The sequence below is a fragment of the Phaeobacter sp. PT47_59 genome, assembly GCF_028890025.1.
Taxonomy (GTDB): Bacteria; Pseudomonadota; Alphaproteobacteria; order Rhodobacterales; family Rhodobacteraceae; genus Phycobacter.
This window is the reverse complement of the sequence record NZ_JARCJL010000001.1, coordinates 310,721-325,375: the sequence shown is the minus strand read 5'-3', so window position 1 is coordinate 325,375 and position 14,655 is coordinate 310,721. Positions and strand designations below refer to the sequence as shown.

Genomic DNA, 14,655 nt, shown 5'->3' with positions numbered 1-14,655 from the left:
GCCGCATGATCCGCGGGGACGGGGCCGGGCGGCAGGATGAGATCACCGCACCCTTCGTGGAGCGGCGCACCTATCGCCGACGCCGTCTCATGGATATTGCCAGGTTGTTACCGATTTTGGGGGCTGTGCTTTTTGCGGTGCCATTGATGTGGCCGGATCCCGATCCCTACCCGGCGCCGGGTAGCCAGGGGGGGATGCGGATGTCGTCGGCCATCACCTATGTGTTTCTGGTTTGGGCCGGGCTGATCGCCATCAGCCTTGCCTTCGGAGAGGCCGTGCGCCATTGGGCCGAGCATTGGACCGCCGGGGGCACGACCGAAGGCGAAACCGACCCCGCCGCGCTGGCAGAGGACCATGCACATCTGCCAGAGGCCTCCGACCCGGCGCCCGGGATGCGCCGCGACTGATGGCGTCGCTGAACGTTCTTGCGCTGGTCTGCCTGGCCTATGTGGCGCTTCTGTTCCTTGTCGCCTTCCTGGCCGACCGGATGGCCAGCCGGGGGATCAGCGCGTCCTGGATGCGCTCGCCGCTGACCTACACCCTGTCCTTGTCGATCTATTGCACCGCCTGGACTTTCTACGGTGCCGTCGGCTATGCGGCCCGCGCCGGCCTGGAATTCATCACCATCTATTTGGGGCCGACCCTGGTGATGATTGGCTGGTGGTGGGGGCTGCGCAAGCTGGTACGGGTCGGGCGCAGCCAGCGGGTGACCTCGATCGCCGACCTTCTGTCGGCGCGTTATGGCAAGTCCAACATGTTGGCCATCGGCGTGACCTTGCTCGCGGTGATCGGGGTGACGCCCTATATTTCCCTTCAGTTGCAATCGATTACACTGTCGTTTTCGATCTTCGCCGAAGCTGACCCCCTGCGCAGTTTCAATGAGACCACCACCGTTCTTTGGGTGGCGGTGGGGCTTGCGGTCTTCGCGATCCTGTTCGGGACACGCAACCTCAACGCAAACGAGCGCCACCATGGCGTGGTGACGGCCATCGCGCTGGAGGCGGTGGTGAAACTGGTGGCTCTTCTGGCGGTGGGGATCTTTGTGGTCTGGGGCATTGCCGGGGGCGTGACGGAGACCTTCACGCGCATCGATGCCTCGCGCATCGGCCAGTGGCAGGTGGACGGCGGGCGTTGGGCAACGATCACCTTTCTGTCCGCTGCGGCCTTTGTCTGCCTGCCGCGGATGTTCCAGGTCATGGTGGTGGAAAACGAGGACGAACGCCATCTGCGCGTCGCCGCCTGGGCCTTTCCCTTGTATCTCTTGCTGATGTCGCTGTTTGTGGTGCCCATCGCGGCCATCGGGCTAGAGCTGCTGCCGACCGGCGCCAATCCGGATCTTTTCGTTCTGACCCTGCCGCTGCATCAGGGCCAGCAGGGGCTGGCGATGCTGTCATTCCTGGGCGGGTTCTCCTCGGCGACCTCGATGGCGATTGTGGCGGCCATGGCCCTGTCGACCATGGTATCGAACCATATCGTGATGCCGATCTGGTTGCGGATGCAGGGGCCGGGGGCCTCGGTATCCGGCGATGTGCGCAACGTGGTGTTGTTTGCCCGCCGGATCACCATCGCGGTGATCATGCTGCTGGGGTATTTCTACTACAAGCTCTCGGGCGGTGGTGCGGCGCTGGCGGCCATCGGGTTGATTTCCTTTGCCGGGGTGGCCCAGATCTTGCCGGCCTTGGTGGGCGGGCTGTTCTGGCGCGGCGCCACCCGCAGCGGCGCCCTGGCCGGGTTGAGCGTTGGCTTTGCGATCTGGGGCTATACGATGCTTCTACCGACGCTGGGGGGCGGGGTGCTTCCCGAAAGCGTTCTGGCAAACGGTCTGTTCGGGCTGTCCTGGCTGCGCCCGCACGCGCTGTTCGGGATTGAGGCGCTCGATCCCACCGTGCATGCGGTTCTCTGGTCGATGAGCCTGAATGCGCTGGTGTTCTGCGCGGTGTCCCTCGCCAGCTTCCCAAGCCCGATAGAGCGCCTGCAGGGGGCGCAGTTCGTCAATGTCTTTGACCATTCATCCGGGCCGCGCGGCTGGACCGGATCCGTGGCGCAAAGCGAGGACCTGATGGTGATGTCGCAGCGGATCCTGGGCGCGAGTGAGGCGCAGGCCTTTTTCCAGCGCGAATTGGCCAGGTAGGGTGGGCGCGGCAGCCTGCCGGAGCCGACGCCTGCCTTTCTGGAACGGCTGGAGCGGGAGCTGAGCGCCTCGATCGGGGCGGCGGCCGCCCATGCGATGATCGGGCAGATCGTTGGCGGCTCTTCGGTTTCGGTCGAGGATCTGCTGGCGGTGGCCGATGAGACGGCGCAGATGCTGGAGTATTCGAGCCGGTTGGAAATGCAATCGGCCGAACTCTCACGAACTGCTCGGAAGCTGCGAGAAACAAACGAAAAACTTACTCAGATTTCAGAGCAGAAGGATGCCTTCCTGAGCCAGGTCAGCCACGAGCTGCGCACGCCGATGACCTCGATCCGGGCCTTCTCGGAGATCCTGCGTGATGACGAGATGCTGGATCATGCAGGCAAGGCGCGCTACGCGAGCATCATCCATGATGAGGCCCTGCGCCTGACCCGCCTGTTGAACGATCTGCTGGATCTCAGTGTGCTGGAAAGCGGTCAGGTCAGTCTCAACGTGACCCGGACAACGCTGAAGGAGGTGCTGGATCACGCGGTCTCTACCGCCTTGGCGGGCTTTGATCGACCGATCCGGGTTCTGCGCGACTGCGAGATCGAGGAGGTGCAGATTTCATCCGACATGGACCGGCTGGCGCAGGTGTTCATCAACCTGATCGCCAATGCGCAGAAATACTGCGATGCGGCAGAGCCGGAGCTGCGCATCGATGTGACGCTTGGCACTGGTCAGCTGATGGTGGATTTCATCGACAATGGCAGCGGTATCGCACCGCAATACCAGCAGATGATATTCGAGAAGTTTTCGAGGGTTAGCCCGGAGCGGGCCGGCGGGGCCGGGCTGGGATTGGCGATTTGCCGCGAGATCATCCAGCGTCTGGACGGTGATATTTCCTATCTCGCCGGGGTTTCGGGCGGCGCCTTTCGGGTCACGCTGCCTGCATTGGGCGATAATGCCACCAAAGTCTCATAAGTAGTCGATAGATAAAGGTATTGGTAACCCTCTGCGGGCTACAACGGGTGCAAGAGGCGGCAAGGTTTCAGGTTCACCACGTATGTCTGATACGACAACACAGGATTCAGCAAGCGGCAAGGCAGGGGGCCTTGCGCGAAAGCTGGCAGCAAACAAGGAGGGGTCAGGTGCGCTCAACGGGTCGCTGACTCTGAAGGCCCTGCGCCGGTCCCTTGCGCGCGCGGCTGCGGAGCTGTGCGATTTGCCCTTGGCAGTCCTGGCGGCACGGCAGGCCAACCGATCTCCGGAAGAACTGCACGAACACCTGTCTGACAAGCATCTTCTGGTGATCCTGGATGGTCCGGGTGGCCGTATCGGGGCCGCCACCATGGATGCCGCGCTGGTCACCGCGCTGATCCAGAAGCAGACGATCGGCCAGGTGATGGGCAAGACTCCCACCGAGCGCCATTACACCCCAACCGATGCCGCGATGACGGCAGAGTTTCTTGAAACCGCGCTGAAGAAAGTCGTGGCGATGCTGGACGGGCAAAAGGACCAGTCCACATTCGCCGGCTATCGATTCGGTGCGCAGATCGAAGACGTGCGCAGTCTTGCCCTGGGGCTGGAGGCGGATGACTATCGCGTGCTGTCGCTGACCGTCGATCTGGCCATCGGTGCGATGCAGGGTGAATTGAACCTGATCCTGCCGGAACCGACCCTGGAAGAACTGGGGATGTCTGGCTCCTCCGGGCCGTCTTTGGGAAGCAACCTGGGGTCGATGCGCGCCGAACTCTCGGCCGTGCTGTGCAAGATGCGCGTGCCTTTGAATGAGTTCTCGGGATTGAAGATTGGCGACGTGCTGCCGCTCGATCAAGCCTTCCTCTATGAAACGGATTTGCAGGCGGTCAGTGGTCAATCCATTGCCCAGGGACGCCTTGGGCAATTGAACGGTGCGCGTGCCGTGCGTCTCAATCAACCCCGCACCCGGCTGGTCGGCGACGCGGATGCGGGCGAAATGGGCTTCTCCGACGGCGTCGGTGCCGATGCCTTGCCATCCCCGGATGAGATGCCGACCATTGATCTGGGCATCGCCGCCGAAGATTTGCAGGATCCGCTCGACAACAGCCTTGGCGGTGGTCTTGGTAGCGAATTTGGCACCGGCGGTCTTGGGGATATGGGCGGCGAACTTGGTGCCGGGCTTGGTGGTGACCTCGGGGGTGACCTGGGCGGCGATCTGGGCGGTGATTTCGGTGGTGGCCTGGGGGCGGACTTGGGTGGTGATCTGGGGGCCGGATTGGGCGGCGACCTGGGTGGCGACCTGGGCGGGGGGCTCGGTGCAGATCTCGGGGGCGACCTCGGTGCTGATCTGAGCGCGGGTCTGGGCGACCTGCCTGCACTGCCAGAGGCGAACCTGGACGGATTTGACCCGGATGATGCTGCTGCGGAAATCTCCAAACTTGCTGGTCTGGGGTCGGGCTGACCGTTTCCGGGCCGCAGGGTCCTGGCCGCGATGGGCGGCCAATGCTCACCAATAGAATCAGAAAACCTCGGGGCTGGCCCCGAGGTTTTTGATGTGGGGCAGGTGGGTTCTCAGTTTCCCTCGAACCCGGTGCCAGGAGGTTACTGGCTGGCCAGAGCCTCCAATGCCGGGCGCAACCCGTCCAGCGCGTAGCCTGCCGCTGCCGTCTTGGCGAGCACCTCGTCGGCGCCCAGGTCCGCGGCATGCCCCAGGGCCCAGACCACCGAACTGCGGGTGCCAGAGGCGCAATAGGCAAGCACCTGACCTTCGGCGCCTTCAAACAGCGCCTTTTGCCGGGCGACATTCTCGGGTGTCATGGTCTGATGGGTCAGCGGCAGTTCTTCGAAGGCCAGACCGGCCGCTTCGGCGGCGGCGCGAATGGTGGCGGCCTGATGGCTGGGCGGCACCTCGCCGTCGGGGCGGTTGCAGATCACCAGCTTGAAGCCGGCCTCTGCGATTGCGGGGATGTCCTCGACCGAAATCTGCGGCGAGACGGCGTAGCGGGGGGTGATTTCACGAGCTTGCATGGCCATCCTTTACGCTTTTGCGGCCAGTCGGTCTAGCTGTCTACCAACGGGCGCCGAGATCAACATGCCCGCGGACATGGCAGCCAGGAACAGAAGGCCTGCCCAGCCATTATAGGTCAGCGAGGCAAGCGCCGGTCCCGGGCAAAGCCCTGCCAGGCCCCAACCCATGCCGAACATCACCGATCCGGTGACCAGGCGGTGATCCAACTCCGGGCGCGCGGTGGGAAAGTCACCGCCAACCAGCGGCTGGCGACCTCGGGTCAGGCGCCAGGCAAAGAACATCGGGATGACCGCGCCGCCCATGACAAAGGCCAGGGTCGGATCCCAATTGCCGAAGACATCAAGCCAGCCCTGCACCTTGGTGGTGTCGGTCATGCCGGAGATGAACAGGCCGCCGCCAAACAGGCTGCCCGCGATCAGAGAGAGAATAAGACGCATCAGATCAGCCCCAGAACGTGACGGAAGATGGCAAGGGTCAGACCACCGGCCAGGATGTAGAACACGGTTGCAACGATACCGCGCAGCGAAAAGCGGGAGATGCCGCAGACGCCGTGGCCCGAGGTGCAGCCATTGGCGATCCGGGTGCCCACACCCACCAGCAGACCGGCGGCGATGATGACCCAGACATCGGTGGTCATATGGGTGTCGATCTCGACATTGTAGAGCGGCCAGAGGATCAGCGGCGTGACGATCACGCCAACCAGGAAGGCAAGGCGCTCCCACAGGCTGTTCCAGCCGCTGCCGTCGATGAGGCCTCCGAAAATGCCGCTGGCGCCCATGACGCGGCCATTGCCGAGCAAATAAACGGCGCCGCCAAGGCCGATGATTCCGCCCCCGACGAGGCCCCAGATCCAGTCTGTTTCCATTCTTCGCGTTTCCTTGATGTGCGACGCTGCATCTCTTGACGTGCTGGCAGCGCCTGACCTGTCTTGGTGGCGCAGCGCCCTTCGCGGGGCGCTGCGCTGTGCTGTGTTAGATCTTGTTGACGGGGATCTTCAGGAAGACATCGCCCTGTTCATCCGGTTCCGGCATCTGGCCTGCGCGCATGTTGACCTGCAGCGAGGGCAGGATCAGCCGAGGCATGCCGAGCGTGGCATCACGGGCGTCGCGCATGGAGGTGAAGTCCTCGATGCTCTTGCCTGCGCCGATATGGATATTGAGCGCCTTCTGCTCTCCGACCGTGGTTTCCCAAGCATATTCGTCGCGGCCCGGCGCCTTGTAGTCGTGGCCGACAAAGATGCGGGTGTCATCGGGCAGGGCCAGGATCTTCTGGATCGACTGGTAGAGCGTCGTGGACGAGCCGCCTGGGAAATCGCAGCGTGCGGTGCCGAAATCGGGCATGAACAGCGTGTCGCCCACGAAGGCGGCATTGCCGACCACATAGGTGAGGCAGGCAGGCGTATGGCCGGGCGTGTGCAGCACTTCGCCGCGCAGCTGGCCGATCATGAAGGTATCGCCTTCCTTGAACAGTTGGTCGAACTGGCTGCCATCGCGCTGGAACTCGGTCCCTTCGTTGAAGACCTTGCCGAAGGTGTCCTGAACGATGGTGATATTCTCACCGATGCCGATCTTGCCGCCCAGGCGTTCCTGCAGATAGGGCGCGGCGGACAGGTGGTCGGCATGCACATGGCTTTCAAGGATCCACTCGGTCTTCAGACCTTCTTCCTTGATCCAGGCGATGATTTCATCCGCCGATTGGGTGTCGGTACGACCTGCTGCGTGATCGAAGTCCAGCACCGAATCGACAATCGCACAGGCGCTGCCGTTGGGGTCGCGGACGACGTAGGAGACGGTATTGGTGGCTTCGTCGAAGAAGGCTTTGACGATTGGATTCATGGTGGGACACTCCCTTGCGTTTCCTATTCATATGTTGAAATTGGAATGTGTTTCAAGTCTCGCCGCGCATTTTCCGCAAACATTCCTGTTTTCCGGCGCCATAGGGTGAGCATAGCAGGCTAAAGCGCGACAACGCTGGCAAATCGGTCTGCGCTGCGGGCGGATGGGCCGACTTTTGCGGAAAATATCGGCGCATTGACGCTCAACCGCGGTATCAAGGTGCGAATTTCGGGGCTTCTGCTTTATTTCTGTTTCAATTCCCTGCCACAGTGGCAGGGCAAAGGGGAGGACTTGCAATGAAGACTGCTAATCTGCTGCAAAATGCTGAGCGGATCGAAAAGGAGTTGCGCGCGGTATCCGGGCCGACCCGCGACAAGCTGGAACGGGAGTTTCTCAGCATTCTGGCGCAACTGCGCCAAAGCGGTGCCAGGATTTCAGCGCATCTGCGCAGTGTCGAACACGCGCTGGAAGAAGACGCCACCGAGCGACAGTTCGACAATATGCCCGTCTGATCATTAGGCCTGCCTGAGATTTAAGCTTGCCTGAGAATTTGGGCACCGTCGCCAAAGGGGCGGGGCTGGTCGCGGTGTGTCAGGACAGGAAGATGCCGAGCATCACCAGCATCAACCCGATCACCGACAGGAACAGGGCGCCCAGATTGTAGGGCAGCACCGATTGCACGACGGCGCGCAGCGCCTCGTCGTCCAGTTTCTGACGGCGTGCCTTGGCGACGCGCAGAATGCACCAGATCAGGCCCAGTAGACCGGCGACGGACAGGGCCGCACCGACCCAGACGAGGATTTCAAACATGCCGGTCTCCCGCAGTTGACTGCCGCTGCGCCTAAAGGATTGGCGTAGATGATGCAAGGCCGCGAGGGCGGCCAGCGGGTGCAAATCAACGCGGTAGGCGGGCGGGGCAGCATTCCAACCTTGCGATGATCCCGCCGGGGCGCTATCCCCTCTCTTCGACTGCACTGACATGCCTTGCTGACGGAGCCGGATATGGATCTGACCGAAGACGAAAAAAGCGAAAACTACCGCGTAACCGCTGGAGAGCTGCGCCAGTTCATCGAGCGTTTCGAACGCCTGGACGCCGAAAAGAAGGACATCGCCGATCAGCAGAAAGAGGTGATGGCCGAGGCCAAGGCGCGCGGCTATGACACCAAGGTCATGCGCAAGGTCATCGCCCTGCGCAAGCGTGACAAGGACGACATTGCCGAGGAAGAGGCGGTGCTGGACATGTACAAAGAAGCGCTTGGTATGTAAGCGCCGCTGCGCCAGCACGAATGATCTGCACCAAAAGCATCGCCGCGTTTCCCGCTTCGGGGCGCGGCGTTTGTCTTTCCGGGCCCGTGCCGGTCATTGGGATGCTGAGGGCGTGATACGTTTCAGGTATGAAATTTTAAGCTTGAAGTATTTGACGCTCTGTCGGATATTGGCATGCAACTGTTGACCAGAACCGAGTGAGGAGACATCCCATGCCCGCAATCAACGTGCATCCCGAAGGCTGGAAACCGGCCAAGGGCTATGCCAATGGCATGGTGGCCGAAGGCAAGCTGCTGTTTGTCGGTGGCCAGATCGGCTGGAACGCGGACCAGGTGTTCGAGACGCAGGATTTCATCGGCCAGATGAGTCAGGCGCTGCGCAACATTCTGGACGTGGTGACAACGGCAGGCGGGCAGGCCAGCGACATCACCCGGCTCACCTGGTATGTGACCGACAAGGCGGAATACGTGGCCCATCAGGCGGAGGTGGGCAAAGCCTACCGCGATGTCATGGGCTATCACTTCCCGGCGATGACCATGGTTGTGGTCTCGGCCCTGGTCGAGGACGAGGCCAAGGTCGAAATCGAGGCCACCGCCGTTCTGCCCTCCTGACCCTCGCCAAGAGGCCTGCCGCGCGTGCGGCTCCTCAGAAATGCGTGAAGGCCATTTGAAAACCGCGAGGGATGCCCCACCTGTGTTGCAATCAGATGGAGGGTCTCATGCGGATCAATGCCGATTTCACCAAACGCGTCGCCGTACATTTCGACGACACTCCCTGGGTGCCAAGCCCCGCCGCCGGGGTCGAGCGCAAGATGCTGGATCGTATCGGTGCGGAGGTCGCGCGGGCGACAACCATCGTGCGCTTTGCGCCGGGCTCTTCCTTCACGGCGCATACCCATGACGGCGGTGAAGAGTATTTCGTTCTCGACGGTGTGTTTCAGGACGAGGATGGTGATTTCCCCGTTGGATCCTACGTCCGCAACCCGCCTACCTCTCGTCACACCCCGGCGGCCAGGGATGGCGCCACGATCCTGGTGAAGCTGCACCAGTTTGATCCCGAAGATCGTCAGCTGGTGCAGATCGATACGACCAAGGCAGGGGAAGAGCCACTGCACCTGTTCAGGGACGCGCGGGAGGAGGTGCGGCTGCTGACCTGGGGGCCCGGTGAGGAGGTTTCACTGGATGCACCGGGCGGGGCAGAGGTCTTCGTGCTTGAGGGCGCCTACCGCGAAAGCGGCGAGGATTTCGCCCGCTGGGACTGGTTGCGCCTGCCGCCAGGGGGCACATTCGAGGCGACCGCTGGTCCAGATGGGGCGCGCATCTGGATGAAAACAGGGCACCTCGCGGAAATGCTGAATATCTAAGCACGGCTCTTTATCTCTAAAGATCAAAGTCTTGTCGGTCGTTCTATCGGGGCGGCCGATTTTTTTGCCTGCTTCAAAAATTTTACCAGTTGATAAAAAATCAATCTGTGGCAGTCTGAATCGCAGAAAAAGAACAAACAGGGAGACACCCAATGGCGATGAGCCATCAGGCATCCGGTATCCAGGCTGGACGTTTGTCCGCCCCAGAGATCGCCGATAATTTCGGAGATCTGCATGCCCCATACGATCAGCACGAGGCCGCCGTGGCCGCTGATCGCTGCTATTTCTGCTATGACGCGCCGTGCATGACGGCCTGTCCGACCTCGATCGACATCCCGCAGTTCATCCGCGAGATTCAGGCGGGTCATCCGGTGTCGGCCGCTAAGACGATCCTGGAGCAGAACATCCTGGGCGGCATGTGCGCCCGCGTCTGCCCGACCGAGACGCTGTGTGAAGAGGTCTGCGTGCGCGAAACCGCGGAAGGCAAGCCGGTCGAGATTGGACGTTTGCAGCGCTATGCCACCGATACGCTGATGGCCCGGGGGGTGCACCCCTTCACCCGCGCCGAAGCGACGGGCAAGCGTGTTGCGGTTGTCGGTGCGGGGCCTGCGGGCCTGGCGGCAGCGCACCGGCTGGCGATGCTGGGCCACGACGTGGTGGTCTATGATGGCAAGGACAAGGCCGGCGGGCTCAACGAGTTCGGGATCGCCGCCTATAAATCCACCAATGATTTTGCCGCGCGCGAGGTCGAGTGGTTGCTGCAAATCGGCGGCATTTCAATGGAGTACGGCAAGAAGCTGGGGCAGGATCTGTCGCTTGATGCGCTGAAGGGTGACTTTGACGCGGTCTTCCTGTCGATCGGTCTGGGCGGCGTAAACGCGTTGCGCAGTGCAGGCGAAGACAAGGACGGCGTGCGCGATGCGGTGGACTTCATCGCCGAGCTGCGCCAGGCCGAGGATCTGAGCGCGCTGCCCGTTGGGCGCAACGTGGTCGTGATTGGTGGCGGCATGACAGCGGTGGACGCCGCGGTGCAGTCCAAGCTGCTTGGTGCCGAAAACGTCACCATCGCCTACCGTCGCGGCCGCGAGGCCATGGGCGCCAGCCGGTTCGAACAGGATCTGGCCGCCTCGAAAGGCGTCAAGCTGATGTTCAACGTGATGCCCAAGGCGATCCATGGCAACGGTGCCGCAGCCGAGATCGAGCTGGAATACACCGAGGTGAAGGGCGGCCGCGTGAGCGGCACCGGCGAGACGGTGCGTCTGGTGGCCGATCAGGTCTTCAAGGCCATCGGCCAGACCCTGGAAGGCCAGCCCGAGGGGCTTGAGATCGAGGGTGGCAAGATCAAGGTCTCCGAGACCGGGCAGACTTCGGTCGCCGGTGTCTGGGCCGGGGGCGACTGTGCCTCGGGCGGCGAGGACCTGACCGTGACCGCCGTGGCCGAAGGCCGCGATGCCGCAATGGACATTCATTCCAGCCTGATGGGCTAAGCCAGCCAGCTGTCCCTGAAACGGGGACGGCAGGCGAGCATGAAAAGGAACAGATAAATGGCTGATCTGACAACTGAATTTCTGGGGATCAAATCTCCGAACCCGTTCTGGCTGGCCTCGGCCCCGCCGACCGACAAGGAATACAACGTGCGCCGCGCCTTCGAGGCCGGCTGGGGCGGCGTGGTCTGGAAGACCTTGGGCTCCGAAGGGCCGCCGGTGGTCAATGTCAACGGGCCGCGTTACGGCGCGATCTGGGGCGCGGACCGGCGTCTCTTGGGCTTGAACAACATCGAGCTGATCACCGACCGCAGCCTTGAGACCAACCTCGAGGAAATTACCCGCGTCAAGAAGGACTATCCCGACCGCGCGGTGATCGTGTCGATCATGGTGCCTTGCGAGGAAGAGGCCTGGAAGGCGATCCTGCCCAAGGTCGAAGCCACCGGCGCCGACGGGATCGAGCTGAACTTCGGTTGCCCGCATGGCATGGCCGAACGGGGCATGGGCTCTGCCGTGGGGCAGGTGCCGGAATACATCCAGATGGTCACCGAGTGGTGCAAGAAATACTACTCCAAGCCGGTGATCGTGAAGCTGACGCCGAACATCACCGATGTGCGCTTCCCGGCCCGTGCGGCCAAGGCGGGCGGCGGCGATGCGGTCAGTCTGATCAACACCATCAACTCGATCGTGTCGGTCGATCTTGACAGCATGGCGCCCGAGCCGACCATCGGCGGCAAGGGCACCCATGGCGGCTATTGCGGCCCGGCGGTGAAGCCGATTGCCATGAACATGGTGGCCGAGATCGCCCGTGATCCGCAGACCCATGGCCTGCCGATTTCCGCCATCGGCGGCGTCACCACCTGGAAGGACGCCGCAGAATTCATGGCGCTGGGGGCTGGCAACGTGCAGGTCTGCACCGCGGCCATGACCTATGGTTTCAATGTGGTCAAAGAGATGATCTCTGGCCTGTCCAACTGGATGGATGAGAAGGGCTACACCTCGACCCAGGACTTCATCGGCATGGCGGTTCCCAATGTGACCGATTGGCAGTATCTGGATCTGAACTTTGTCACCAAGGCCAAGATCAGCCAGGACGATTGCATCAAATGCGGCCGTTGCTATGCGGCTTGCGAGGATACCTCGCACCAGGCCATCGCCATGAGCGAGGACCGCACCTTTACCGTGAAGGATGAGGAATGCGTGGCCTGTAACCTTTGCGTCAATGTCTGTCCGGTCGAAGGCTGTATCACCATGGAAGAGGTCCCCGTGGGCGAGGTGGATCTGCGCACCGGCAAGGTGGTGACCGGCGAATATGCCAATTGGACGACCCATCCTAACAATCCATCGGCAACCGCGGCTGAATAAGCTTCGCTCTGCAAGATGTTGATAAAATGTAAAAAGGCGCCCCGTTCGGGCGCCTTTTCTGGTTTGGGCTCTTGCTTAAGCGGGGGTCAGCATCCGCCGGTAGAATGTGTCCAGGAAATCCGGTGCGGCGTCGAACGGATCCTCTGATCCCATCAGCGTGCGCACCTGAACGTCGAAATCGGCGTAATGCTGGGTCAGCGACCAGATCGAAAAGATCAGATGCTTTGGATGCGACGGCTTCAGCCGACCTGCTGTCATCCAGCCTTCGATCACCGCGGCTTTTTCCTCGACCAGGCCTTTCAGGTCGGTGGACAGGGCCTCCAGCATACGGGGGGCGCCTTGGACAATTTCATTGGCAAACAGGCGGCTTTCACGCGGGAAATCCTGGCTCATCTGCAGCTTGCGCTGCACATAGGCGAGCATCTCTTCCAGGGGATCTCCTTCGGGATCAAGGGCGCGTAGGGGATCCAGCCACGTGTCGAGAAGTTCGGACAAAAGTGCTGTGAAAATCGCTTCCTTCGAAGGGAAATAGTAGAGCAGGTTGGGCTTTGACAGTCCGGCCTCGCTGGCGATCTGATCTACCGTTGCGCCTCGGAACCCATGGGCAGAGAACACTTCCAACGCGGCCTCCAGGATGGCGGCGCGATTCTTTTTCTGGATACGGGTGGCGGGGCGATCCTTGGGCATGGGCGACTGTTGGGGTCCTTGACTGGCGCGGCATCTGCAGATCGCCTGTATTTCACACATTTCACCAGTAAACCAAGTGTTTTCGCCTATGATCTGACGCAATTTCTTGACTGACTGTGCCCGGATGGTAGCTTGAGTTTGACCAGTTGGTCAAATCCGGCGGCACAAGATCGGGACCAACCAATCAAAGCCACCGATAGGGCGCAAAGCCAAAATAACCCGCGCATAGACGGGATTGACAGGAAGGAAGCTGCGATGACGTCGCTTGGACAGAATTTGAAGATCAACGGCGATCGGCTGTGGGACAGTCTGATGGAGATGGCCAAGATCGGCCCCGGTGTTGCCGGCGGCAACAATCGCCAGACCCTGACCGATGAAGACGCCGAAGGGCGCGCCCTGTTCCAGAAGTGGTGCGAGGATGCGGGCTGTACCATGGGGCTGGACCAGATGGGCAATATGTTCGCCCGTCGCGAAGGCACCGACCCGGATGCGCTGCCGGTCTACGTGGGCTCGCACCTGGATACCCAGCCGACCGGTGGCAAGTATGATGGTGTTCTTGGTGTGCTGGGCGGGCTTGAGCTCATTCGCTCGCTCAACGATATGAATATCAAGACAAAACACCCCATCGTGGTGACCAACTTCACCAATGAGGAGGGCACCCGCTATGCCCCGGCGATGCTGTCGTCGGGCGTGTTTGCGGGCATTCACACGCAGGACTGGGCCTATGATCGGGTCGATGCCGAGGGCAAGAAATTCGGCGATGAGCTGAAGCGGATCGGCTGGCGCGGCGAAGAGGAAGTCGGGGCGCGCAAGATGCATGCCTTCTTTGAGCTGCACATCGAGCAGGGTCCGATCCTGGAGGCCGAGGGCAAGGATATCGGCGTGGTCACGCACGGCCAGGGCCTGAGCTGGACCCAGGTCACCATCACCGGCAAGGATGCCCATACCGGATCGACCCCGATGCCGATGCGCCGCAATGCGGGTCTTGCCATGGCGCGGGTTCTGGAAACCGTGGATGAAATCGCCTGGTCCCATGCACCGCATGCGGTGGGGGCGGCCGGGCATATCGATGTCTATCCGAACTCTCGCAATGTGATCCCGGGCAAGGTTGTCTTTACCGTCGATTTCCGCAGCCCGGAACTGGCAGTGATCGAAGACATGGAAAACCGCCTGCGCCAAAAGGGCCAGGAGATCGCCGATGCCATGGGCGTTTCGATCGAATTCGAAAAGGTTGGCGGCTTTGATCCGGTGAAATTCGACGACGCCTGCGTCACCGCCGTGCGCAGCGCTGCCGAGCGACTGGGCTATTCCCATCTCGACATCATTTCCGGTGCCGGCCATGATGCGTGCTGGATCAACCGCGTGGCACCGACCGCCATGGTCATGTGCCCCTGTGTCGACGGGCTAAGCCACAATGAAGCCGAGGAAATCAGCAAGGAATGGGCCGAAGCCGGGGCGAATGTCCTGTTCCATGCCGTCGTCGAAACTGCTGAAATCGTTGAGTAACCCGGTGAAAGACGTGCTGTCGCAGCGGG

Annotated in this window: 15 protein-coding genes and 1 pseudogene; 10 read left to right on the top strand and 6 right to left on the bottom strand. The window is 61.8% G+C overall.

Annotation, left to right across the window (positions count from 1 at the left end; translation table 11 throughout):
* Positions 1-5 precede the first annotated feature (5 nt).
* The 3 genes and pseudogenes from PXK01_RS01430 (at position 6) to PXK01_RS01420 (ending at position 4,553) form a co-directional block, all read left to right on the top strand.
* Positions 6-407, top strand: coding sequence for a hypothetical protein (locus tag PXK01_RS01430; RefSeq protein ID WP_274847921.1), 402 nt, complete (start codon positions 6-8; stop codon positions 405-407).
* Positions 407-3,094, top strand: a pseudogene (locus PXK01_RS01425) (ATP-binding protein). The gene PXK01_RS01430 and the pseudogene PXK01_RS01425 overlap by 1 nt, the downstream one beginning before the upstream one ends.
* A gap of 82 nt (positions 3,095-3,176) precedes the next feature.
* On the top strand, positions 3,177-4,553 hold the full coding sequence (locus PXK01_RS01420; RefSeq protein ID WP_274847923.1) for a FliM/FliN family flagellar motor C-terminal domain-containing protein: 1,377 nt from the start codon (positions 3,177-3,179) through the stop codon (positions 4,551-4,553).
* A 140-nt stretch (positions 4,554-4,693) separates the two neighbouring features.
* Here PXK01_RS01420 and PXK01_RS01415 read toward each other — a convergent pair whose 3' ends face one another.
* The 4 genes from PXK01_RS01415 to PXK01_RS01400 form a co-directional block, all read right to left on the bottom strand.
* Entirely contained in the window at positions 4,694-5,119 is a 426-nt protein-coding gene (locus PXK01_RS01415; protein ID WP_274847924.1) for a TIGR01244 family sulfur transferase, read from the bottom strand.
* A gap of 9 nt (positions 5,120-5,128) precedes the next feature.
* On the bottom strand, positions 5,129-5,557 hold the full coding sequence (locus PXK01_RS01410) for a DUF6691 family protein (RefSeq protein WP_274858565.1): 429 nt from the start codon (positions 5,555-5,557) through the stop codon (positions 5,129-5,131).
* Entirely contained in the window at positions 5,557-5,985 is a 429-nt protein-coding gene (locus tag PXK01_RS01405) for a YeeE/YedE family protein (protein ID WP_274847926.1), read from the bottom strand. The genes PXK01_RS01410 and PXK01_RS01405 overlap by 1 nt, the downstream gene beginning before the upstream one ends.
* Positions 5,986-6,091: 106 nt before the next feature.
* A complete protein-coding gene (locus PXK01_RS01400) occupies positions 6,092-6,955 on the bottom strand; it encodes an MBL fold metallo-hydrolase (RefSeq protein ID WP_274847927.1) in 864 nt (287 codons plus the stop codon).
* 296 nt (positions 6,956-7,251) lie between these two features.
* On the opposite strand from PXK01_RS01400, the gene PXK01_RS01395 reads away from it, so the two are divergent.
* The gene (locus tag PXK01_RS01395; RefSeq protein WP_274858564.1) at positions 7,252-7,467 is read left to right on the top strand and encodes a hypothetical protein; all 216 of its coding nucleotides are present in this window, start codon (positions 7,252-7,254) and stop codon (positions 7,465-7,467) included.
* A 79-nt stretch (positions 7,468-7,546) separates the two neighbouring features.
* Here the strand turns inward: PXK01_RS01395 and PXK01_RS01390 are convergent, their stop codons facing one another.
* On the bottom strand, positions 7,547-7,765 hold the full coding sequence (locus PXK01_RS01390) for a hypothetical protein (RefSeq protein WP_274847929.1): 219 nt from the start codon (positions 7,763-7,765) through the stop codon (positions 7,547-7,549).
* A gap of 192 nt (positions 7,766-7,957) precedes the next feature.
* On the opposite strand from PXK01_RS01390, the gene PXK01_RS01385 reads away from it, so the two are divergent.
* The 5 genes from PXK01_RS01385 to preA all read left to right on the top strand — a co-directional run bounded on the left by PXK01_RS01385 (position 7,958) and on the right by preA (position 12,433).
* Positions 7,958-8,221, top strand: a complete 264-nt coding sequence (locus PXK01_RS01385; protein WP_192966339.1) for a DUF2312 domain-containing protein — start codon at positions 7,958-7,960, stop codon at positions 8,219-8,221.
* A 212-nt stretch (positions 8,222-8,433) separates the two neighbouring features.
* Complete coding sequence (locus PXK01_RS01380) at positions 8,434-8,832, top strand: RidA family protein (RefSeq protein WP_274847930.1); 399 nt, start codon at positions 8,434-8,436, stop codon at positions 8,830-8,832.
* 107 nt (positions 8,833-8,939) lie between these two features.
* The gene (locus tag PXK01_RS01375) at positions 8,940-9,584 is read left to right on the top strand and encodes a cupin domain-containing protein (RefSeq protein WP_274858563.1); all 645 of its coding nucleotides are present in this window, start codon (positions 8,940-8,942) and stop codon (positions 9,582-9,584) included.
* 152 nt (positions 9,585-9,736) lie between these two features.
* Positions 9,737-11,071, top strand: a complete 1,335-nt coding sequence (locus PXK01_RS01370) for an NAD(P)-dependent oxidoreductase (RefSeq protein WP_274847932.1) — start codon at positions 9,737-9,739, stop codon at positions 11,069-11,071.
* Between the two features lie 57 nt (positions 11,072-11,128).
* Positions 11,129-12,433, top strand: a complete 1,305-nt coding sequence (gene preA, locus PXK01_RS01365; protein WP_274847933.1) for an NAD-dependent dihydropyrimidine dehydrogenase subunit PreA — start codon at positions 11,129-11,131, stop codon at positions 12,431-12,433.
* Positions 12,434-12,508: 75 nt separating this feature from the next.
* Here the strand turns inward: preA and PXK01_RS01360 are convergent, their stop codons facing one another.
* Positions 12,509-13,120, bottom strand: a complete 612-nt coding sequence (locus tag PXK01_RS01360; RefSeq protein WP_274858561.1) for a TetR family transcriptional regulator C-terminal domain-containing protein — start codon at positions 13,118-13,120, stop codon at positions 12,509-12,511.
* A 255-nt stretch (positions 13,121-13,375) separates the two neighbouring features.
* Here PXK01_RS01360 and PXK01_RS01355 point away from each other — a divergent pair, with 255 nt between their 5' ends.
* Positions 13,376-14,626, top strand: a complete 1,251-nt coding sequence (locus PXK01_RS01355) for a Zn-dependent hydrolase (RefSeq protein WP_274847935.1) — start codon at positions 13,376-13,378, stop codon at positions 14,624-14,626.
* The last annotated feature ends 29 nt before the right edge of the window (positions 14,627-14,655 follow it).